This window comes from Sphingomonas sp. NPDC019816, from assembly GCF_050274375.1.
Classification (GTDB): Bacteria; Pseudomonadota; Alphaproteobacteria; order Sphingomonadales; family Sphingomonadaceae; genus Sphingomonas.
Genome location: NZ_JBNNOB010000026.1, coordinates 13,883 through 35,230, shown reverse-complemented (window position 1 = coordinate 35,230; position 21,348 = coordinate 13,883). Strand labels below are relative to the sequence as shown.

Annotated in this window: 23 protein-coding genes; 9 read left to right on the top strand and 14 right to left on the bottom strand. The window is 66.9% G+C overall.

All coding sequences use genetic code 11. From position 1 onward, the window contains the following. Positions 1-35: 35 nt before the first annotated feature. From ACQKJZ_RS06305 to ACQKJZ_RS06265, 9 genes are all read right to left on the bottom strand, one after another. Complete coding sequence (locus ACQKJZ_RS06305) at positions 36-1,088, bottom strand: LacI family DNA-binding transcriptional regulator (RefSeq protein ID WP_427730403.1); 1,053 nt, start codon at positions 1,086-1,088, stop codon at positions 36-38. Between the two features lie 37 nt (positions 1,089-1,125). Continuing rightward, positions 1,126-2,808 carry a GMC family oxidoreductase gene (locus ACQKJZ_RS06300; RefSeq protein WP_427730402.1) on the bottom strand — a complete coding sequence of 561 codons (1,683 nt, stop codon included), beginning with the start codon at positions 2,806-2,808 and terminating at the stop codon, positions 1,126-1,128. Between the two features lie 48 nt (positions 2,809-2,856). Then, positions 2,857-3,690, bottom strand: coding sequence for a sugar phosphate isomerase/epimerase family protein (locus tag ACQKJZ_RS06295; protein ID WP_427730401.1), 834 nt, complete (start codon positions 3,688-3,690; stop codon positions 2,857-2,859). Continuing rightward, the gene (locus ACQKJZ_RS06290) at positions 3,687-4,277 is read right to left on the bottom strand and encodes a gluconate 2-dehydrogenase subunit 3 family protein (protein ID WP_427730400.1); all 591 of its coding nucleotides are present in this window, start codon (positions 4,275-4,277) and stop codon (positions 3,687-3,689) included. The genes ACQKJZ_RS06295 and ACQKJZ_RS06290 overlap by 4 nt, the downstream gene beginning before the upstream one ends. Next, positions 4,274-5,083, bottom strand: a complete 810-nt coding sequence (locus tag ACQKJZ_RS06285) for a 3-keto-disaccharide hydrolase (RefSeq protein ID WP_427730409.1) — start codon at positions 5,081-5,083, stop codon at positions 4,274-4,276. The genes ACQKJZ_RS06290 and ACQKJZ_RS06285 overlap by 4 nt, the downstream gene beginning before the upstream one ends. Before the next feature lie 17 nt (positions 5,084-5,100). Then, complete coding sequence (locus tag ACQKJZ_RS06280; protein ID WP_427730399.1) at positions 5,101-6,021, bottom strand: hydroxypyruvate isomerase family protein; 921 nt, start codon at positions 6,019-6,021, stop codon at positions 5,101-5,103. Beyond that, the gene (locus tag ACQKJZ_RS06275) at positions 6,018-7,322 is read right to left on the bottom strand and encodes an MFS transporter (RefSeq protein ID WP_427730398.1); all 1,305 of its coding nucleotides are present in this window, start codon (positions 7,320-7,322) and stop codon (positions 6,018-6,020) included. The genes ACQKJZ_RS06280 and ACQKJZ_RS06275 overlap by 4 nt, the downstream gene beginning before the upstream one ends. Positions 7,323-7,483: 161 nt before the next feature. After that, positions 7,484-8,524, bottom strand: coding sequence for a sugar phosphate isomerase/epimerase family protein (locus ACQKJZ_RS06270; RefSeq protein WP_427730408.1), 1,041 nt, complete (start codon positions 8,522-8,524; stop codon positions 7,484-7,486). 23 nt (positions 8,525-8,547) lie between these two features. Further along, the gene (locus ACQKJZ_RS06265) at positions 8,548-8,937 is read right to left on the bottom strand and encodes a c-type cytochrome (RefSeq protein ID WP_427730397.1); all 390 of its coding nucleotides are present in this window, start codon (positions 8,935-8,937) and stop codon (positions 8,548-8,550) included. A 122-nt stretch (positions 8,938-9,059) separates the two neighbouring features. On the opposite strand from ACQKJZ_RS06265, the gene ACQKJZ_RS06260 reads away from it, so the two are divergent. Then, positions 9,060-10,235 carry a Gfo/Idh/MocA family protein gene (locus ACQKJZ_RS06260; protein ID WP_427730407.1) on the top strand — a complete coding sequence of 392 codons (1,176 nt, stop codon included), beginning with the start codon at positions 9,060-9,062 and terminating at the stop codon, positions 10,233-10,235. 48 nt (positions 10,236-10,283) lie between these two features. Continuing rightward, the gene (locus ACQKJZ_RS06255) at positions 10,284-10,937 is read left to right on the top strand and encodes a hypothetical protein (protein ID WP_427730396.1); all 654 of its coding nucleotides are present in this window, start codon (positions 10,284-10,286) and stop codon (positions 10,935-10,937) included. 27 nt (positions 10,938-10,964) lie between these two features. Here the strand turns inward: ACQKJZ_RS06255 and ACQKJZ_RS06250 are convergent, their stop codons facing one another. After that, the gene (locus ACQKJZ_RS06250; RefSeq protein WP_427730395.1) at positions 10,965-11,417 is read right to left on the bottom strand and encodes a DUF4126 family protein; all 453 of its coding nucleotides are present in this window, start codon (positions 11,415-11,417) and stop codon (positions 10,965-10,967) included. Between the two features lie 102 nt (positions 11,418-11,519). Here ACQKJZ_RS06250 and ACQKJZ_RS06245 point away from each other — a divergent pair, with 102 nt between their 5' ends. The 3 genes from ACQKJZ_RS06245 to ACQKJZ_RS06235 are packed head-to-tail and all read left to right on the top strand — an operon-like array spanning position 11,520 to position 13,135. Next, a complete protein-coding gene (locus ACQKJZ_RS06245; RefSeq protein ID WP_427730394.1) occupies positions 11,520-11,717 on the top strand; it encodes a hypothetical protein in 198 nt (65 codons plus the stop codon). 6 nt (positions 11,718-11,723) lie between these two features. After that, positions 11,724-12,680, top strand: a complete 957-nt coding sequence (locus ACQKJZ_RS06240; protein ID WP_427730393.1) for an aldo/keto reductase — start codon at positions 11,724-11,726, stop codon at positions 12,678-12,680. Between the two features lie 59 nt (positions 12,681-12,739). Then, positions 12,740-13,135 carry a response regulator gene (locus ACQKJZ_RS06235; RefSeq protein WP_427730392.1) on the top strand — a complete coding sequence of 132 codons (396 nt, stop codon included), beginning with the start codon at positions 12,740-12,742 and terminating at the stop codon, positions 13,133-13,135. On the opposite strand, the gene ACQKJZ_RS06230 is transcribed toward ACQKJZ_RS06235, so the two are convergent. After that, a complete protein-coding gene (locus ACQKJZ_RS06230; RefSeq protein WP_427730391.1) occupies positions 13,117-15,138 on the bottom strand; it encodes a putative bifunctional diguanylate cyclase/phosphodiesterase in 2,022 nt (673 codons plus the stop codon). The two genes, ACQKJZ_RS06235 and ACQKJZ_RS06230, sit on opposite strands and share 19 nt — an antisense overlap. Before the next feature lie 75 nt (positions 15,139-15,213). Beyond that, a complete protein-coding gene (locus ACQKJZ_RS06225) occupies positions 15,214-16,602 on the bottom strand; it encodes a helix-turn-helix domain-containing protein (RefSeq protein ID WP_427730390.1) in 1,389 nt (462 codons plus the stop codon). A 232-nt stretch (positions 16,603-16,834) separates the two neighbouring features. Between ACQKJZ_RS06225 and ACQKJZ_RS06220 the strand changes: the two genes are divergently transcribed. The 3 genes from ACQKJZ_RS06220 to ACQKJZ_RS06210 all read left to right on the top strand — a co-directional run bounded on the left by ACQKJZ_RS06220 (position 16,835) and on the right by ACQKJZ_RS06210 (position 18,757). Next, positions 16,835-16,993, top strand: coding sequence for a hypothetical protein (locus ACQKJZ_RS06220; RefSeq protein WP_427730389.1), 159 nt, complete (start codon positions 16,835-16,837; stop codon positions 16,991-16,993). Positions 16,994-17,129: 136 nt separating this feature from the next. Next, positions 17,130-18,089 carry a cation diffusion facilitator family transporter gene (locus ACQKJZ_RS06215; RefSeq protein WP_427730388.1) on the top strand — a complete coding sequence of 320 codons (960 nt, stop codon included), beginning with the start codon at positions 17,130-17,132 and terminating at the stop codon, positions 18,087-18,089. An 8-nt stretch (positions 18,090-18,097) separates the two neighbouring features. Next, entirely contained in the window at positions 18,098-18,757 is a 660-nt protein-coding gene (locus tag ACQKJZ_RS06210) for a hypothetical protein (protein WP_427730387.1), read from the top strand. Here the strand turns inward: ACQKJZ_RS06210 and ACQKJZ_RS06205 are convergent. Beyond that, a complete protein-coding gene (locus ACQKJZ_RS06205; RefSeq protein ID WP_427730386.1) occupies positions 18,682-19,338 on the bottom strand; it encodes a DUF4893 domain-containing protein in 657 nt (218 codons plus the stop codon). The genes ACQKJZ_RS06210 and ACQKJZ_RS06205 overlap by 76 nt on opposite strands. Next, positions 19,335-20,120, bottom strand: a complete 786-nt coding sequence (locus ACQKJZ_RS06200; RefSeq protein WP_427730385.1) for a 3-hydroxybutyrate dehydrogenase — start codon at positions 20,118-20,120, stop codon at positions 19,335-19,337. The genes ACQKJZ_RS06205 and ACQKJZ_RS06200 overlap by 4 nt, the downstream gene beginning before the upstream one ends. Positions 20,121-20,246: 126 nt before the next feature. Here ACQKJZ_RS06200 and ypfJ point away from each other — a divergent pair, with 126 nt between their 5' ends. Continuing rightward, positions 20,247-21,158 (top strand): KPN_02809 family neutral zinc metallopeptidase, encoded by a 912-nt coding sequence (ypfJ, locus tag ACQKJZ_RS06195; protein WP_427730384.1) that lies wholly within the window; start codon positions 20,247-20,249, stop codon positions 21,156-21,158. Positions 21,159-21,348: the final 190 nt, after the last annotated feature.

Below are 21,348 nucleotides of genomic sequence, written 5' to 3'. Positions count from 1 at the left end.
ACTTCGCTCAGTGCGAACGGAGGGCGGGAAGGGCCCTATCCCCGCCCCACCGACTCCCGCACGACCAGTTCATGCGCCACCACCCGGTCCTCCACCGCGCGGGAGCGCAGGGAGGCCAGCACCTGCTCGACCGCGCGGAAGGCCATATCGCCCACCGGCTGGCGGATGACGGTCAGCGGCGGCCAAAGCCGCGCCGCGATCGCGGTGTCGTCGAAGCCGGTCACCGCCAGATCACGTGGCAGCGACAGCCCCATGCGATGCGCCTCGCCGATCAGCCCGGCGGCCATGTCGTCGCTGCTGCACAGGATCGCGCTCGGGCGGTCGGGGCGGGCCAGCAGGACGCGCGCCGCTACTGCACCGCTGGCCGGTTCGAATTCGCCGCGTATCTCCAGCGTCGGATCGACCGGCAGGCCGCTCGCCACCAGCCCGTCGCGAAAGCCCGCCAGCCGCTCGTCCGCCACCGAGAAGCGTGCCAACCCCGCGACGAAACCGATCCGGCGATGCCCCTGCCCCGCGACATGGCGGGTCAGCGCCGCCATCGCCGCGCGGTTGTCGATCCGCACGGTCGAGATGTCCGGCAGCGCGCAGCCCGTTGCGATCGCCGCCGCCGCCACGCCCAGTTGCTCGAACAGTCCCGATCCGCTGAGTAGTTCGGCGAAGGGCGGCACCAGCAACACGCCGGCCGCGCCGCTCTGCACCAGCGCACGCACCGCCGCCTCGGCCGCTTCGCGGGTCAGCCCTTCCTCGGCCTGGGCGATGAATTGCAGGCCGCGCGCATTGGTCGCGCGCAGGGCGCCGAGCAATACGGATTCGATGAAGGGCGTCCGCCGGTCGCTATAGATCAGCCCAAGCGTCGTCGCGCGCGCCTTGGCCAGCCGGCGTGCGGCAATGTTTGGTCGGTATCCCAGTTCCTCAACGGCGGCGAGCACGGCCGCGCGCGTCGCCGGCCCGACCTTGCCGGTGCCGTTGATCACGTTGGACACGGTCATCGCCGACACGCCGGCGCGTTCGCCGACCGCGCGGATCGTGACTCCCTCGGGCTTGCGCATGGTCATGACCGGCATGGCGGTAACGGGCTTTTCCGTCACCGGCCAGTGCCCGCCATAGACCGGGAAGGCGGGCGCGTCAGACCGCGCCCGCCTTCAGCCCCTTGACCGCATGGTCGACCGCCCGCGCGGTCAGCGCCATGAATGTCAGCGAGGGGTTCACGCACGAGATCGAGGCCATCTGCGCGCCGTCCGTGACGAACAGGTTGGAGGCGTCATGCGCCTGGCTCCATTTGTTCAGGACCGAGGCCCGCGGGTCCGCGCCCATGCGTGCGCCGCCCATTTCGTGGATCGCGTCGCCGGGGACATGCTCCTGCTCGCCGCTGGTGACGTTCTTCATCCCCGCCGCGCGCAGCATCGCCTCGCCCTCGCGCCGCGCGTCCGCCATCATCTTCAACTCATTGTCGCGGAAGGTGACGTCGAACTTCATCAGCGGCACGCCGAAGCGGTCGACCTTGCTCGGGTGCAGCGAGACGCGATTGTCCTCATAGGGCAGACATTCGCCGAACGCGCCCATGCTGAACTGCCACGGGCCATAGCGGCGCATGCCATGCTTCATCTCGGCGCCGAAGCCGACCGGCTTGGCGGCGTTGCGATAGGCCGATCCCTGATAGCCATAGCCGCGCTTGAAGCCGAGCCCCTCATCGCCCTTCAGATTGCGGAAGCGCGGCACATAGACGCCGCCCGGCCGCCGGCCATATTCGATCAGATCGTCCATGCCGGGAATCTCGCCCGACACGCCGACGCGGAAGATATGGTCCATGACATAGCGGCCTAGCGTCCCGCTCGAGTCGAAATGGCTGCGCTCCGAACCCTGGACGCGCGAGTTCATCAGGATCTGTACCGACGCCATCGACGATGCACAGACGAAGACCAGGTTCGCGGTCGCCTGCATCGCCTGACCCGTCTTGGCATCGATATAGCGGACGCCAGTCACCTTCTTCCTGGCCGCATCATAGTCGATGCCGGTCACCACCGCATCCGACTGCAACGTCAGCCGCCCGGTCGCGCGCGCCGCCGGTAAGGTTACCGCCTGGGTCGAAAAATAGGCGCCGAAGGAACAACCATTGCCGCACTGGTTGCGGAACTGGCATTTGGTGCGGTTCTGGTCGGGCTTGTCCTCGGTCATGTTGGACAGGCGGGTGTTGATCAGCTTGCGGCCCGGAAACTGGCCCTCCAGCCGCTCCTTCAGCCATTTCTCCGCGACGTTCATCGGGATCGGCGGCTGGAACTCGCTGTCGGGCAGATAGGGCAGGTTCTCGCGGGACCCGGACACGCCGATATATTTCTCGACATAGGCGTACCACGGCTCGACATCCTCATACCGGATCGGCCAGTCAGCCGCGACGCCCTCGCGCTTGTTCGCCAGGAAGTCGTCCGGGCTCCAGCGAAACGTCCAGCGCCCCCAGATCAGCGACTTGCCGCCAACCGCGCCGGGCCTGATCCAGTAGAATTTGCTCCCCTCGTCATAGGCATAGGGGTTCAGCCGGTCGTCATTGTAGAATTTGCGATTGCTGGGCGCGACATAGCCGTGCTTGGCGATGAAATAGTCGCTGTCCATCAACGGCTTGGGCATGATGTTGCGTGCCGGCACCTCGAAGGCGGGCTTGCCGTCATAGGGATAGCCCTCGCCATGTTCGACCATGACGCCCCGGTCGAGCATCAGGACGCGCAGGCCCTTTTCGGTCAGTTCCTTGGCGGCGAACCCGCCGCTGATGCCCGACCCGATCACGATCGCGTCGAAACGGTCTGTCGCCGCCATGGCTGTCCTCCCTAGAATCTTATGTCGGTATTCTTATGTCTGTATCGATCAGAACCGCAGCGCGCGAAGCGTGCGATAGCTGGTGGTGATGTCGGGCAGATAGGGCGCGGGCGCCTGGTCGTTCTCGACATAGAAATGCTTCACGCCGGCCAGCCCGTTGAGCTTGAAGATCGAGGCGAAGTCGGTCTGGCCCGCGCCCACCGCCGTCATGCTGCCATCGGCGCGCGCGTCCTTGACATGATAGGCATAGATGCGCCCGGCCAGCCGCCGGATCAGCGCCTTCACATCCTCGCCCGCGTGCAGCGCCCAATAGAGATCGATCTCCAGCTTCACGAGCCTGGGGTCGGTGGCCTTCAGCAGCCGCTCGTACAGGCTGACGCCGCCGGGCTTCACGGCGAACTCGAAGTCATGATTATGATAGGCGAAGCCCAGCCCCGCCTTCTTCAGGCCTTGCGCAAAGCGGTTGAAATTGGGCAGCGCCGCATTCCATCCCGCCTCGGTGCGATGCTCGTCGGTCATATAGGGCAGGATGACGGTGTCCGCGCCCAGCGTCTTGGCCATCGCCACGCTCTGGTCGAACTTGTCACGCAGGCTTTCATAGGGGACGTGGATCGACGGCGCCTTCAGCCCCAGCCGGTCCTGCGTGCGGCGGAGCATGGCATGGTCCATCGCGTCATAGCCGCCACCGCCATATTCGATCTCGCGATAGCCGATCCTGGCCACCGCCTCGAGCGTCTTGACCGGATCGGCGGCGAACAGCTCGCGGATCGTGTAGAGCTGCAACCCGATGGCGCCGAGTTGCGCGGCCTGCGCCTCGCCCGGCAGGAACCCGGCCGCGCCCAGACCCAGCCCTGCACCGATGAGCGAACGACGATCGATCATGCCGAATACACCTTGTTGACCTGAGAATAGGGAAAGGCACCGTTATACTCGCCGGGCACGGGCAGATATTCGCGCTCCTGCGTGATGCCGATCTCGGACGTATAGTAACCGGTGATGACGAGCTGCCGGAACGGCTCGAAAAAGGCGCGCCCCTCGGGGATGACGCCCTCCATCGCCTCGGTCAGCAGCGTGTCCTGCTGTTGCGCGGTCGCCTTGGCGGCGGCGAGTCTGTTGACGCTTTGGCTGCGCGCTTCGATCGCGTTCAGCCCGTTGACGATCGGCACCCGGTCCTCGGGCAGCGACCAGTCGGCCAGCATCTTCTCGATGAACGCGGGCACCTCGGCGGCGATCGCGCCGGGGGTATCGGTGGTGGGCAGCACCCGCTCGGCCAGCGCGGTCATCGTCGCGCGCTGGGTGGGGGTAAAGACCGAGACGCTGGGCGGCCCTTCGGAAATGACGGGGATGGCACCGCGCGTCTGTTCCACCGCCCCCGCCGCTCGGGCGATGGGCGCGAACAGCGCGGAGCCGAACATGGCGGTGATCCCCACCAGCGCGTGGCGGCGATCAATATGGGGGTGGGCGATCATCGGGCATCCTCCGGCAGGTCCTGCGCGATCGCCTCGGGCGGCAGCGGGCGGACCCAGATATTACGGAACGAAACGGGCGAATCGTGATCCTGAAGCTGGATCGGCGCGGCGTCGGCATGCGCCTGATACTGGCCGATCTGCCGCCAGACGGTGGTGCCCAGCATCGCCTGATGATTCTGGACCAGCACCCCGTTCAGGAACGCGGTGACATAGGCGGGGCGTAGCAGCTTGCCGTCCGCCGCGAAGCGTGGCCGCTCGAAGACGATGTCATAGCTCTGCCATTCGCCCGGCTTGCGCGACGGGTTCACCAGCGGCGGCTTCCAGGCATAGACCGCGCCGACCGTGCCATCGGCATAGGTCGGGTTGTCATAGCCGTCGAGGATCTGCACTTCGTAGCGCTGCATGAACCAGATGCCGCTATTGCCGCGATCCTGCGACGATTTCCGCGGCGGGGTCGGCGAGCGGAATTCGAGGTGCATCTGCACGTCCCCGAAGCTCTGCTTGCTGACCAGCACGCTCTCCGCCTTGCCGTCGCGTGGTGGTACGGTCATCGCGCCGTCTTTCAGCACCCAAGGCTTGCCGCTGGGCGTCCACGCGTCCATCGAGCGCCCGTCGAACAGCACGACCGCATCGGACGGCGCGCCACCGGGTTGCGCGGCGGGCGTCACGACCTTCGGCGCGGGCCGGTCGGGGTCATGGACATGCCATTTGCCACCGGGCAGGATCGGCGTGTCGCGAAAGCCCAAGCCCGGCTTGTCCTGAGCAACCGCACCGCTCGCCACGGCCAATGCGATCAACGGTAGCATCCGCATCGCTCCCCTCCTCATATTCTCGGATCGATCGCGCGATAGGCGGCGATCAGCTTGTCTTCGCCGGCCCGGCCCTTGACCGAATTGCCATGTTCCATGCCGATCACCCCGGCATAACCCTGTTGCTTCAGGAAGCGGCAGACATTGGCATAGTTGATCTCGCCGCTGCCCGGCTCGTTGCGGCCGGGATTGTCGCCGAACTGGATATAGCCGATCTCGTTCCAGCACAGCTTCATCGTCGGGATCAGATTTCCCGACTGAATCTGCTCGTGATAGAGGTCGGCCAGCACCTTCACACCCGGGCTGTTCGCGCCGCGCGCGACGGCATAGCCTTCCGCGATCGACTGCATGAAGACGCCCGGATGGTTGGTCCGCGTATTGAGCGGCTCCATCACCAGCGCCATCCCATGCGGCGCGACGATGTCGCCCGCGCGGCGCATTACGTCGATGACCCGCCCCATCTGAATTGCGGGGTGCAGACGCTTGTCCATGAAGCCGGTGACGACCGTCATCCGCGTCGCGCCGACCCGTTTTGCGACATCGACCGCGCTGGTCACATCGGCAAGAAACGCCTGCCGCTCGGCATCGTCCTCCCCACCCAGCAAGGGCCGCGATTCCGACCATTTGGGCATCGACGCGACGAACACGCCCATCGTCATCTTGCGGTCGCGCAGCGCCTTGGCGATCGCCTCCTGCTCGGCGACGGGGCGAAGGCGATATTCATTGTCCTCCCACGCCCAGAAACCCTGATCGGCGGCATAGGCGATCTGCTCGACCGAGCTGTCGCCCCGGCTGGCAAAGCTGCCCAGATGCGGTGCAAAGCCCAGGGTAAAGCGTGCGGCGTTGGAGGATCGGCCCGCCTTCTGCCCCGCCAGCGCGGCGGCGGGAACGGCGGCGGCGAGGCCGCCCATCACGGTACGACGGGACCAGCTCATGCGACACTCTCCGCAACGGGGCGGCGGGGACGGCGGCGCTCGGCCAGCCAGATGCCGCCGAACACGAACAACAGGATCACCGGCACGATCGCGAGCCGCGCAAAGGACTGCGACGCCGCCGCATCCTCGACCTGGCGCAGCGCCTCGCCGGTCAGCCGGGTGAATGCCTCGGGTCCTCCGGCCAGTTCGACCTTGGCGGCGTCGAACATCGCGCCCAGACGGGGCAGCACGAAGAAGCTCGCCAGCGCGCCGGCCGATCCGACCAGACCCAGTGCCCAGGCCCCGCCGCGCGGATAACGCTCGGCAACCGAGGCCAGCATGGTCGGCCACATCGCGCAGACGCCCAGCCCCCACACGGTCGAGGCCAGGATCGCCGCCACCGGCGACTGCGCGCGCGACAGCAGGAACAGACCGATCCCCGCCAACAGGCTCGACACCCAGAGCAGCCCCGGATTGGACAACCGCCCCGCGATCCGCCCGGCGAAATGGCGGAACACGAACATCAGCGCGCTGACATAGACCAGCAGCAGGATACCGCGCATGCCCACCCGGCTGCTGAGCGCCACGTCGAGCCACTGGCCCGGCGCGAGTTCGGAGGCGGCGGTCAGGAACATCGCGGCGAACCAGACGAAGAAGCTCGGCCGCTTGAAGACTTCGGCGATCATGCCGCCGAAACCGACGTCACGGACTTCGCGGGGGACCGGCGGAAAGCGGGTGGTCGCCGCCATCACCAGCACGCCGAGCGCCGGGATCAGCACCAGCGCCATGATCGCCTGCCACGACAGCGCCTCCGCCAGGAACACCCCCGCCAGACCGCCGACGATCAGCCCGCCGGGATACCAGGCATGAAGCACGTTCAGGCGATGCGTCGTGTCCTCGGGATAAAGACGCGCGGTCAACGGGTTGATCGATGCTTCCGCCAAACCCCATCCGATACCGCTGAGCAGCATCCCGCCCCAGACGACATGATAGACGCCCATGCCGCTGGCGACCGAGCCCGCCCCGATGATCGCCGTCGTGCCGACGAGGAAACACAGGCCGCAGCCGATCAGCATCTGGCGCGCACCGATCCGGTCGAGCAGCGCGCTCGCCACGAACAGGGTCGCGGCAAAGCCCAGAAAGGCCGAACCCAGGGCCGACCCGATCAACTCCCCCGCCTCGACCGCCGCGATGGGATCGATCCACTGCGCCTTCAGGCTGCTCGCCACCGCCGCACGCAGCGCCGCGCTGGCGGCGGCCGTGAACAGGGCCAGCACGCTTAGCCAGAACAGCCGCGACCGATTCTCCGGTATCGCTTCCATGCCCCTCTCCCGCTTATCTTTTTTGTCAGACTTGACCGTCCGGAGCGGATGGTCAAGCCATTGAATTATTATCCGTCATTGCGAGCGAAGCGCGGCAATCCAGGGCGCCTTGCCCGGACACTGGATTGCTTCGCTGCGCTCGCAATGACGGAGAGCATATTTCAAATTCCCAGCCAGCGCCGATTGGCGGCCGGATCGCCCCCACCGGCGAAATCGTCGAAGGCGCGCTCGGCCCGCCGGATCATGTGTGCGGCGATGAAGGGCGCCCCCTCCCGCGCGCCGTCCTCGGGATGCTTCAGGCAGCATTCCCATTCCAGCACTGCCCAACCGGCATAGCCGTACTGCGTCAGCTTGGAGAAAATGCCGCCGAAATCGACCTGCCCGTCGCCCAGCGAGCGGAACCGCCCCGGCCGGTCGACCCAGCCGCTATAGCTGCCATAGACGCCCGCGCGGCCGGTCGGATTGAACTCGGCATCCTTGACGTGGAACATGCGGATGCGGTCGTGATAAAAATCGATGAATTGCAGATAATCCATCGCCTGCAGCACGAAATGGCTGGGGTCGTAGAGGATGTTGGCGCGGGCATGGCCGCCGACCGCCTCCAGGAACCGCTCGAACGTCACGCCGTCATGCAGGTCTTCGCCGGGATGGAGTTCGTAGCAGAGGTCGACACCTTGCTCCTCGAACGCGTCCAGGATCGGCCGCCAGCGCTTGCCGAGTTCGGCGAACCCTTCCGCCACCAGCCCGCCGGGCCGCTGCGGCCAAGGATAGACGAAGGGCCAGAGCAGCGCGCCGGAGAAGGTCGCATGCGCGCTCAAGCCCAATCGCCGGCTGGCCTTGGCGGCGTAACGCAGTTGCTGGACCGCCCATTCCTGTCGCTCGGCGGGCTTGCCCCGCACCGCCTCGGGCGCGAAACCGTCGAACGCCGCGTCATAGGCGGGATGCACCGCCACCAGCTGGCCCTGCAAATGGGTCGACAATTCGGTGATCGCGACGCCCGCCTCGGCACAGCGTCCCGCCAGATCGTCGCAATAATCCTGGCTTTCGGCGGCCAGCTTCAGGTCGATGCAGCGCGCATCCCAGGTCGGAATCTGCACGCCTTCATAGCCCGCCTCCGCCATCCAGCGCGCCGCCGAGTCGAGCGTGTCGAACGGGGCCGCATCGCCCATGAACTGTGCCAGGAAGATACCCGGCCCGCGCATCGCCGAGGATGGGGCGGTCTCGGTCACTTCGCGGTCTCGGCCTTGAGGTACGCGATCAGCGCGGCGCGCTTGGCGGGGTCGGCGACGCCGATCGGCATGCGCGTACCGGGCACCTTCTTCATCGGCGCGGCGATGAACTCATTCAGCGTCTTGTCATCCCATTTCAGCCCCGACGCCTTCATCGCGGCTGAATAGTTGAAGCCGGCGACGCTGCCCGCCTGCCGCCCGAAGACGCCGTTCAGATTGGGGCCGACCCCATTGCGCCCGCCCTTGTTTAGCGTGTGGCACGCGCGGCACGCGGCGAAAGCCTGCGCCCCGGCGGCGGGCGCGGTCTGCGCGGTCGAGGGTGCCTGCACCGCCAGCATCACGGCGATCGTGCCCGGCAGGGCGGCCAACCAGACGAGTTGCCTCATCCTCTCTCTCCTGAAATTTTCTTGTCCAGACTCGCTGGTTCTACACGGAGTTTACCGGTAAACCCGTGGCTTGCAAGTATCGAATGTCGCCTTTCGAGCGACGCGCATGACGGGAGAGGATGATGGCGGGACGCAGGCTGAAACTGGCGATGGCGGGCGGCGGCGAGGGCGCGTTCATCGGCGGCGTGCACCGGATGGCGGCGGCGCTGGATGGCGACTGGCAGTTGGTCGCGGGTGCGTTCAGCAGCGATCCCGCACGCAACCGGCGCACCGGCGAACAGCTCGGCCTCGACCCGGCGCGGGTCCATGACACGCTGGATGCGCTGCTCGCCGACGAACGCGCGCGCCCCAAGGGCGAACGGATCGACGCGGTCGCGATCGTCACGCCCAACCATCTCCACGCCCCCATGGCGATCGCCGCGCTCGATGCGGGCTTCCCCGTGTTCAGCGAAAAGCCGATGGCGATGAACCTGGCCGAGGCGCAAGCCATCGCCGAGGCGGCGCGGGCCTCGGGCCGGCTCTATGCGCTGGCCTTCACCTATAGCGGCTATCCGATGGTCGAGGAGGCACGCGCGCGCGTCGCGCGCGGCGATTTCGGTCGCGTCCGGCTGGTCCATGTCGAATATGTCCAGGGCTGGCTGAGCAGCCCCCTCGACCGCGAGGGCAACAAGCAGGCCGAGTGGCGCACCGATCCCGCGCGGGCGGGTCTCGGCGGCGCGCTGGGCGATATCGGCACCCATGCCTTCCAGCTGGCCGAGCATGTCTCCGGCCTGACGGTCGAGGCGCTGTCGGCGGATGTGACCACCCATGTCGCGGGGCGGATGCTTGACGACGACGTCAATGTCCTGCTGCGCTTCGCCGAGGGCGCGCGCGGCACGCTGCGCGCCACGCAGGTGGCGGCGGGCGAGGAGAATGGCCTGCGCATCCGCATCCATGGCGAGAAGGGCGGGCTGGAATGGTCGCAGATGGAGCCGAACACGCTGACCCTGCGCTGGCTCGACCGCCCCGCCGAGATCGTCCGCGCCGGCGGCCCGGGCCTCAGCCGCACCACCCTGCCCCGCCTGCGCACCCCCTCGGGCCATCCGGAGGGCTATATCGAGGCATTCGGCAACCTCTATCGCGCGGTGGCGGGAAGCCTGCGCGACGATGCCCCTAAGGGCGGCGCATGGGGTGAGGCCGACTGGTTTCCGGGACTGGAGGCTGGATTGCGGACGATGGCGTTCGTCGAGGCGGTACTGGAAAGCGCGAAGTCGCAGGAGAAGTGGACGGCGTTTCCAGCGGCAGGGCTTGCGGCCTAGCCGTACTGCCAGACGTCACTGGTTAGATGACGTCAGCGTGGAGAACGCATGATCCTTTTGCCCTTGATGGTTCTTCAGCCGGATGCCGCCTTGTCCTTTGGGGAAGCACGACAACTTCCACCAGCTGTCGCTGGCGAACGTCTTTTGAAAGGCGTGGATCATGCGCGCATCGAAGCCTTTCTTGCACCCGCCGGGGGAATGAACGCCCCTGGCGTCGTTGACGCCAATCTGGTGGAGCAGCCGTCTGCGACGGCGCAAGGCTGTACGAGGAGACGATGGACTGTCCGGTTCCGCGCCAGTCCCAATGACGCGCTGGATCGCGCGATGCCGGAAGATCGCTATGCGACGACGGAAATCGCGCGGGCAAAGCCGTCGAGATGCACGAGCGCCAATTATGTGCACTTGAACCCCGGCGTTGGGACATCGCAGGGGTTCGCCGTTCTCGATCAGCTGGATCGCCTGCGTTTCGAGAAGGCAAAATTTACGATTCGATGCCTGGATCAAACCCGTTCGGATCTATGCAATTCAGAAGCAAAGATTTCATACGAACTGGCTCGCCTCGAACCATGGAACATATCCGCCAGTTCGGGCGGGTTTCTCATATGGCTCGGCACGCCGGGGCGCACCGTCACCGAAGTGCGCTTTAAAGGGCAGGAACCCAACCACGTCTGGATAAACCGAAGCACCCCCGCACCGTTCTAACCGGCGCGGGGTGCAGACTGATAACCATCATCCCCGCCGCCCGCGCACGATCCCGGCCGCGCTGGCCAGCACCGCGACATCCTCGGCAAAGCCCGTCTTGGTCTGGCCATAGCGCCCCAATGCGGCCATCCGCCCGCGCCAGCCGGGATAGGAGGCGGCCACCGCCGTCACGCCGCCGATCGCCGCGCCAAGCCAGCGACGCTTGGGGTCAGCCAACGCCGCGCCGGCGATCGCCGAGGTCGTGAAACGTGCGACCAAGCCGATCGGTACGATCCGGTCGGGCGCGGTCTTCTGCTTGTCGCCCGCCATCTCGCCGATCGCGAGCGCCAGCGTGCCCGCCGCGACGAACGGGTTGGCAAGCCAGCGCAGCACGCCCTTGCCGGGCTTCAACTCGCCACGCGCGGCGGCGATCGACACGGCGGCCAGCGGCGTCATGGCGCGCTGTCCGCCGACCAGACCCATTTTGAACGATGCGAGCATGACCATGACCTCGTAAGCTGAATATCGACCGTCCCAACGCTCGCGCCCGGCAACCGGGTTCCCCCTTTCCTTCAACACCCCGGCTTTGGCATCATCGCCGCCATGATCCGCATCCTGACCATCGCCGCGCTGCTGGCGCTCCCCGCCTGTTCCTCCAACGACCAGCCCGAGGGGTTGAGCGACGCGGAAAACCGCCAGTTGAACGAGGCGGCCGCGATGCTCGATGCCAATGCGGTCGATCTGAACGCGATGGCCCCCTCGGACGTTGAGGCGGAAACATCCACCGACAATGAAAGCTGATACGCCATGACCGACATGCCGCTTCGCCGCCTGGGCTCGACCGACCTGATGATCGCGCCGCTGGTGCTGGGCGGCAATGTCTTCGGCTGGACTGCCGACCGGGATGCCAGCTTCGCGGTGCTCGACGCGTTCGTCGATCAAGGCGGCACGATGATCGACACCGCCGACGTCTATTCCGCCTGGGTCGACGGGCATCAGGGCGGCGAGTCCGAGACGATGATCGGCGAATGGCTGAAGGCCAGCGGCAAGCGCGACCGGGTGCTGATCGCGACCAAGGTCGGCATGTTGCCCGGCGAGGGCGGCGAAAAGCTGGCGCCTGCGCGTATCGCGGCGGCGGCCGAAGCCTCGCTCAAGCGGCTCCAGACCGATCGCATCGACCTGTATTTCGCGCATCAGGACGATGAGGATCAGCCGCAGGACGCGGTGCTGGAGGCCTTCGCCAGGCTGGTCGAGGCGGGCAAGGTCCGCGTGATCGGCGCGTCCAATTTCCACGCCGCCCGGCTGATGAGCGCCAACAAGGCCGCACGCGACGCCGATCTGCCGCGCTATCATGTGCTGCAACCCGAATATAATCTGGTCAGCCGTCACAAATATGAGGGCGAGCTTCAGGATTATTGCGTCACCGAGAATATCGGCGTCGTGCCCTATTACGGTCTCGCCGCCGGCTTCCTGACCGGCAAGTACCGCACCGAGGCTGATCTGTCGCAGAGTGTTCGGGGGCAGAAGATGGGCGAACTGCTGCAAGGCAAGGGTGCCGAAGTGCTCGCCGCGCTCGACGGCGTGGCCGAGGAAACCGGTGCCACACCGGCGCAGGTGGCGCTCGCCTGGCTGATAGCGCAGCCCGGCGTCACCGCCCCGATCGCCAGCGCGACCAGCGTCACGCAGCTTACCGAACTGACGCCGGCGATGCGATTGCAACTATCGGACGAACAAAAGGCACGGCTCGACACGGCGGGGGTCTAAATACGGAGTATAATAGGTTAATTTTGCAACCAATGATTGCGGCGAGGAATTGAGGCGGCATGAATTCAGCGCAGAAAACCATCTTGGTAGTCGATGATCAGTATCTGTTGCTGATGCACACACAATTTACTCTGGAGGATGCCGGATACCAGGTCGTTCAGGCCAATTCGGCGGACGAGGCGCTGAATATATTGGAGGAACATCCGGGCATCGCCGCCATCTTCACCGATGTCGTCATGCCGGGATCGCTCGATGGTGCCGCGCTGGCGGAGCAGGTGCGCCGCACGCATCCGCACGTCACGATCATCGTGACGTCGGGCGCGCCCGGCTATGATCCCGGTGGGTTGCCGACGGATGTGCGCTTCCTTCCCAAGCCCTATACCGGGCAGGAGGTGATCCGGCTGATCGGCGAGGCCACGCCACGCTCCGGTTTCTGTCAGGCGGCCTTCGCCTGACAGCTGGTCGGGCGCCCGATCAGAAACCCCTGTACCTGTTCGCATCTCAGCGCCTGGAGCGCGGCGAGTTGCTGCTCGGTCTCCACCCCCTCGGCGACGATCGGGATGTTCAGGCTGCGCCCCAGCCCGATCGAGGCGCGAACGATCGACAGCGCGGGCCCATGGGTGTTCATTCCCGCCACGAAGCTGCGGTCGATCTTGATCTTGTCGAAGGGGAATTGCTGAAGGCTACTGAGCGAGGAATAGCCGGTGCCGAAATCGTCCATCACGATCCGCACCCCGGCGCTGCGCAGGGTGCGCAGATTGGTGGTCGCCGTCTTGCGTTCGTTGATCAGAACGCCCTCGGTGACCTCGACCTCCAACCGATGCGGATCATAGCCATAGGACGCGATCATCGCCAGCATCCGCTCCGCCATACCCGGATCGCGCAGCTGCACCGGTGACAGGTTGATCGCCAGCCTCCAGTCATGCCGCCACGACCGGGCGACGTGCAGCGCCTCACCCAGCAGATGCCAGCCGATCTCGGTGATCAGCCCGTCCTCCTCGGCCAGCGGGATGAACATATCGGGGGAGATCGCCCCCAGCACCGGATGGGTCCAGCGCGCCAGCGCCTCCTGCCCGATGATCCGCCGCGTGGCGCAGTCGGCGATGGGTTGAAAGGCCAGGTGCATTTCACCCCGCTGGACCGCGCCGCGCAGTTCATGTGACAGCGATCGCCGTCGCCGCCGTTGTTCGTCCATGACCATGTCGTAATGACGCGCGCAGTTCCGACCATCGGCCTTGGCGCGGTACAGCGCGATATCGGCGCAGGCGTGCAGCTCGTCGCCGTCCTGTCCGTGCCGCGACGACAGCGCGACGCCGACGCTCAGGCGGATCGCGGGCACGGTATCGTCCGCCCCGGCGATGGCATAGATACGTTCGACCAGCGCGCTGGCATCCGTCTCGCCGGGAAGCAGGCGATGGATGATGGCGAACTCGTCGCCGCCGATCCGCGCCGCCACGTCCCCCTCGCCCGCCGCCGCCGTCAACAGCGCGGCGGTGCGGATCAGCATCTTGTCGCCCGTGGCGTGGCCCAGCGAATCGTTGACGCCCTTGAACCCGTCGAGATCGATCGCCAGCAGCGCGATCGGCGGCCCCGCCGCGAGCAGCGCCGACAGCCGTTCGGAAAACACCACGCGGTTGACCAGCCCGGTCAGCGGATCGTGATGCGCGAGATATTCGACCTGCCGCTGGATCCGCTCGCGCTCGGCACTGGCCCGCGACAATGCTTCCAGCCCGCGCGCCAGCTCGCCCATCTCATCCCGGCTGGCCGCCATGTCCAGCGGGGCGGGCGTGCGCCCGGCGTTCATCGCCCGGATCGCCGCCACGGTGTCGAACAGCGGCCGCATGATCCGCTTGCGAACCCACACGATCACCAGCGTGACGAACGACAGGATCAGCAGACCGGCCAGCGCGACCTGGGCCAATGCGCGACGCGCCAGTTCCTCGATACGGATACTGCACCGGGCCAGTTGGCGGTTGAGCACTTCGTGCGAAGTCTGTCGCGACTTCTCCAGGTCGTGGAGCCGGGCGATAAAGGTCGGCATCCCCGCCTTGACACCGGCGGCTCCGTTGCGGGCACCCGCCATCAACGCCAAGGCCGCGTCCGCGAAGCGGCGCTCGGCCTGCGCATCGGCGGCCAGGGCCGACCGGATCGCGTCCGGCATCCGGGGATCGACCGCCGGTGCGGCCGACAATCCCGCACGCATCGCCTGTTCCAGCGGGCGCCACTCGGCGTCGGCCACGACATGCCCTTTTTCGACGTCGCGCGTCAGATCGCCGATCGCGCTGCGCAATGCGCGCAGCCGAGCGTCCTCCAGGTCGTGGCGGGTGCTCATCGCGGTCAGTTGGCGATTGGCCCGGACCGCCGTCAGCAACTGACCGCCCAGCATCAGCCCGAATCCGCTGAGGGCCAGCAACACGAGGAGACCGACCGCCAGCAGCCCGCCGAAGCGGGACTGCAAAGATCGACGGCGGAGCGGCAAACCTCTCATGACCCGCACGCTAAACCGATGATACTTAAAATTCGTGAAATTCGATCAATCGCCGGCGAAGACGATCGGCGCCACGCGCCGTTCGCGCTCGGTGGTCAGGATGCTGCGCCCCACCGGCGGCTGCGACCGTTGCGGGCATTCGGTGCGGGTACAGCGACGGCATCCCGGCCCGATCGGCGTCGCGTGACCCTTCAGGTCGCGGCCGCGTGCCGCCGCCAACCCCATCGCCAGCGATGCCTCCAGCCCCAGCACCAGCACGAACCGCGCGACGACCCCCATGGCCGAACGTCCGGCCTTTTCCTCGGCGCGCGCCAGCGTCAGGAAGCGAACGCCGTCCTCCATCTCGACCAGCTCCACCAGCGTCCCGTCCGGGCGATCGACCAGCCCCAGCGCCTGCCAGAGCGGGCAGCGCCCCTCCGCCTCCACCAATGCCGGGTGGCCGGTGCCGGCATAGCGTTTGGACACCTGCCCCGCCCGGTCGATCCGCATCAGGAAGAATGGCAGGCCACGCGCGCCGACCCGGCCCAGCGTCGTCAACCGGTGCGCCAATTGCTCGCGCGACACGCCGAAGCGGCGTTGCACTATGTCCAGGTCATAGCCGGTCGCCTCGCAGGCGCGCAGGAAGCGGGCATAGGGCATGACCAGCGCGGCGGCGAAATACTGGCCGAGATAGCGGCGGAACAGTCGCTCGGCGGTCCGGTCGCCGAACGCCGCGCCCCGCACGAGCGCGTCGATCTCGCCACGTATCTCCAACTGCCCCAGCTGCGCCGCCAGCGCGAAGGCACGTGCCGGGCCCGGCAACATTTCCGACAATTGCAGTTGGCGCGCATGGAGGTCGAGCCGGACCAGCGTGTCGGGCAGGATGTCGATCGGCAGAATACGGATGGCCAGCGCATGGCGGACGCGCAGCCGTTCGGCCAGCGCGCCGTACAAATCGGCCGCGCCCATCCGCAGCTCGTCGGCCAGCGCCTCGGCGGCGGCGTCGAGATCGGGGAAGTGATTGCGCCAGCGTTCGATCTCGCGGCGGACCTGAACGGTGGGATCGGCGGCCACCATGGGCGCCCCCGCCCCCTGCCCGCCCAGCCGGTCGAAGGCCCGGGCGAAGGCCTCTGCCCCGCCGGGTGCTGCGGCCAGCCATTCCTCCAGTTCGGCACGGTCGATTTCCAGATCGGCGAACATCGGATCAGCCAGCCGCCGCCGCAGCGCCGCTGCGCCGCCGCCCGGCGCGTCCGCCGTCAACGCCCGCGGATCGAAATCGAACGTCTCGACCAGGCGCACCAGCAACGCCGCCGACACCGGCCGCTGGTTGCGTTCGATCAGGTTAAGATAGCTGGGCGAGATGTCGAGCATCTCGGCCATCGCGGCTTGCGACAGCCCCTGTTGCCGGCGCAGACGCCGTACCGCATGCCCCGCGATCAATTTGGCCGTGCTCATCGACGTCCTCCCGTTGCTGAGGGTGATCGCGCGCCGATGGACTGTCAATTGTTTACAACTTCACGGCGCCCGGCGCGGCGTCGATGACGCGATCACCCGCCTTTCGGGCGCTTGCGCTGTCGCCGGGCCGGCATCTGGTTCATTCATCCTGTCACGCACCGCGCTTTGGTAAAGAACGATCAAGGGGCGCACGGCATTTCAACCGGTGACATGTGATGAAAGGAGACATGCCATGACGACCGAACCCCGACGCAGCCGTGCCGTCTTCTCGACGGAGGATTTCTCCCTGATCAAGGAAGCGGTCGCCGAACACGTCAAGCGCGTCGCGGACGATCCCCGCTCGGTGAAGTTCGCGCACCTCTATCACCGGCTGGGGCGGATCGCGTCGTAAGGCCACACCCTGCCCTGAACGGCGGCAGCGCCGCCGGCAACGAACTTCCTTGGGGAAGGAGGCACCCCGCCGGCATGCGCTGGCGGGGTTTGCCGTCATCGCGGAACAACCCGATCCACCGGACGCTTAGCGCTCCATGCCCGACTCCGGCCTGACCGCGCGTATTCGCGAGAACATCGTCCTTTATGGCGCGCTGGCCGCGAACCTGGCGATCGGCGTCGCGAAGTTCGTCGCCGCCGGCATCACCGGCTCGTCCTCGATGCTGACCGAGGGGGTGCACTCGGTCGTGGACAGCGGCAACCAGATCCTGCTGCTCTATGGGCAGAAGCGCGCCAAGCGCGGACCGGACGCGATCCATCCGTTCGGCTATGGCCGCGAACTCTATTTCTGGGCGTTCGTCGTCGCGATCCTGATCTTCGCGCTGGGTGCCGGCATCTCGATTTACGAGGGCTGGCTGCATATCCGCGATCCCGAACCGCTGCTCGACCCCACGGTCAATTACATCGTGCTGGCCATCGCCTTCGCGCTGGAGGGGGCGTCGTGGACGATCGCGGTGCGCGAATTCCGCCGGTCGAAGGGCGATGCCGGCTGGTGGCAGGCGATCCACGAATCCAAGGACCCGGCTGGCTTCATCGTGCTGTTCGAGGATTCGGCGGCGCTCGCGGGTCTGGTCATCGCCGCGCTTGGCGTATGGCTGTCGCATGCGCTGGGCGATCCGCGCATCGATGGCATCGCCTCGATCCTGATCGGCCTGATCCTGGGGCTGGTGGCGGTCTTGCTGGCGCGCGAAGCCAAGGGCCTCCTGATCGGCGAGCGCGCCGATCCGGCGGTAGTCGAGACGATCCGCGGCATCGTCGCCGACCGTCCGTGGATCAGCCATGTGAACCATGTCCGCACCATCCACACGTCGCCCGACAGCATCTTCGCCGCGATCAGTGCCGATTTCGTCGACAATCTGCCGATGGGCGCGGCGGAGACGATGATCGAGATGCTGGAGGACGATCTGCGTCGCGCCGTGCCCAGCCTGTCATCCATCTATATCCGGCCCGAAAAACACGAAAATGCCGCTACGGCCGCCGTCCAAGCCACGCTATAAACGGGTGCATGACCCAGCTGCTGCGAATCGCGCTCGCTTTTGCCCTGTGGATCGTATGGGCGCTGCCGGCCCAGGCCGCCGTGACGATCACCTTCTGGAGCCATGAACTGGGGAACAGCTTTCCCCACGCCTTCTTCTCGTTGCGCGGGGTACCCGATGCCGGTGGCGCACCCGTCGATGCCAATTACGGCTTCACCGCCAAGACGGTATCGCCCGCGCTTCTGATGGGCACGGTGCCGGGGCGGCTGGATATCTCCAAGCCCTTCTACATCTCCACCAGCGACGCGCAGTTCTCCTATGTCATGACCGATGCGCAATATGCCGACATACTGGCGCTGGTCGCGGCATGGGACGACAAGACGGGCGACGGCCATTACAACCTCAACCGGCGCAACTGCGTGCATTTCGTACAGGAAGCCGCCCGACGGCTGGGCCTGGTCGGCCTCGACCACCCGGAGCTGATGAAGAAGCCGCGCTCCTATCTGAAGGCGGTGGCCAGCGCCAATGCCGACCGGGTCACGGTGCTGGGGATACCGGGCAAGGCCTATCTCGCCTCGCTGCCGCCCTTGTCCGCCGTCCGCCAGCCGATCGATCAGTCGCCCCCGGCTGCCGCCGCCGCTCCGCCGCCATCGGCGACCAGTTCGATCACGTCCAGCAGCGACTCGTAAGCCGGATAGGGAAAGGCGATCCGCCAACGGCGCGGGCCCACCCGTTCGAGCACCCCCGCCACGTCGCGCGCCCGGTCCTGACCATAGGTATAGGATCGCTCCTCGTCGCCGAGCATCAATGTGCCCAGGAAGATGCTCCGCGCATCGGTGTCGGGATAGATGCGCCCCGTCACACGCTGCGAGCCCGTCACCTTCACTAACTGCTTGCCGCCCGCCGACACGCGGCACCGGAAATAGGGATAGGCGACATAGGTCAGCGTCGCGCGCCCCTGCGACCCCAGCTTGATCGTGCGGCAGCGATAATCGCCGTCGGGCAGGCCGGGCTCGGCGACCGAGCGGTCGGGATTGACCAGCTCGCCCAGCGCCGCGACATCCTGTGCCCAGCCGCCGCTGCGGGCCTGTGCCAACCCCTTCAGCCATGCCTCGCGCCAGTTGCGCAGGCGCGTCCGGTCCGCCTCGGTCGCCGCGCGGCGCCAGTCGACCGCCTCCGCCTGCCGGCGGGAGGCCGTCGCCATGCTCGTGCCCCCCGCCGCCAATGCCAGGACGAGCACCACGGACACGCCAGCGCGCAGGCCGGTCATTGCGCGGTCCACCCGCCATCGACCGACAGGTTGGCGCCGGTGATCGCCCTGGCCTCGTCACGGCACAGGAACAGGGCGAGCGCCGCCACCTGTTCGACGGTGACGAACTCCTTGGTCGGCTGCGCCTTCAGCAGCACATCCTCGATCACCTGGTCGCGGGACAGGCCGCGCGCCTTCATCGTATCGGGGATCTGGTTCTCGACCAGTGGAGTCCAGACATAGCCCGGCGAGATACAATTGGCGGTGATGCCATCGGGCGCCACCTCCAGCGCCACCGTCTTGGTGATGCCGACGACCCCGTGCTTGGCCGCGACATAGGCCGACTTGTTGGGGCTGGCGACCAGGCTGTGGGCCGAGGCGGTGGTGATGATCCGGCCCCAGCCCTTGTCCCGCATATGCGGAATGGCGGCGCGCATCATGTGCCAGGCGGACGACAGGTTGATCGCGATGATCGCATCCCATTTCTCGACCGGGAATTCGGCGATCGGGGCGACATGCTGGATACCGGCATTGTTGATGACGATGTCGCACGATCCCGTCTCGGCCACCGCACGCTCGATCATCGCGGTGATCTGTTCGGGCCGGGTCATGTCGGCCGGGTCGTACAGCGCGGCCGCGCCGCTCGTCCGTTCCAGCGCGGCGCGTTCCGCCTCGATCGCGTCCGCATCGCCGAAGCCGTTCAGCACCACCGCCGCACCCTCGGCCGCCAGCGCCTTGGCATAGGCCAGGCCGATGCCCGAGGTGGAGCCCGAGATGACGGCCGTCTTGCCCTTCAGGAACATGCGCTTCTCCTTGATGTGCACCGCACCATGCGGTCTGGCGCTCAGGCGTGCAACCGCCGGAAGGGCTTGAGGGTTCAACGCACAAGCCCCGGCAGGTGGGCGCAAGATACCAAGGGGTGACGGACCATGCGGCTCGACGATTATGACAACGATATCGATGTCGGCGAGGCGCAGGGATCCGGCGGTTTCGGCGGCGGCGGTGGCGGCCTCCTGTTCGGTCTGCTCCCCCTGATCGGCAGCCGCTTCGGGTGCGGCGGGATCGTCGTGGTGCTCATCATCCTGGCGGTGCTGGGCATGAACCCGTTGGGGCTGCTGACCGGCGGCGGTGGCAGCGGCAATGCGCCCGTGACGCGCAGCGCCGGCTCGGGCTCCGGTTCGGGCGAGAGCGTGCGTCAGGTCTGCGAAGCGACCCCAGAGCGCCGCGAAACCTGCCGCGCGTTCAGCAACGCCGAAAACACCTGGGAAAAGATCTTCGCGGAATCGGGACAGCGCTTTTCACCACCCCGTTTGCGCTTCTTCTCCGGTTCCGGTCAGTCGGGTTGCGGCGCGGCGCAAGCGGCGATGGGCCCCTTCTACTGCCCGACCGACAGCGGCATCTATCTCGACACCAGCTTCTTCGATGAATTGGCCAACCGGTTCGGGGCGAAGGGCGATTTCGCGCGCTATTATGTGATCGCGCACGAGTTCGGCCATCACATCCAGAACCTGCTCGGCACGTCTGATCAGGTTCGTCGCGCGCAGCAGGCGGCGGGCAGGGCCGAGGGCAACGCCCTGTCGGTCCGGCTGGAATTGCAGGCGGATTGCTATGCCGGCGTATGGGCCGCCCGCAACCGCGACCGGTTGGAGCCCGGCGACGTCGAGGAGGGCATGACCGCGGCCCAGGCGATCGGCGACGATACGCTCCAGCGCGAATCGACCGGCCGCGTGGTGCCCGACAGCTTTACGCACGGCACGTCCGAACAGCGGATGCGCTGGCTGCGCCGGGGTATCGAAACGGGCGATCCCGCCCAGTGCAACACCTTCTCGGGTGCGATCTAAGCAAGGGCCGATCCATCCCCCGTTATGGAGATCGTCCCAAAACTCGTTAGACCGTCCCGGCGAAGGCCAGGGACCAGTGGTACGACCTGCGCCATGCGCTACCGACGTCTTACCACCTGGCTCCCGGCCTTCACCGGCATGATGTGCCGTGTTCGACAATGATACCCAATTGGGGGGATCAAACGGCTAC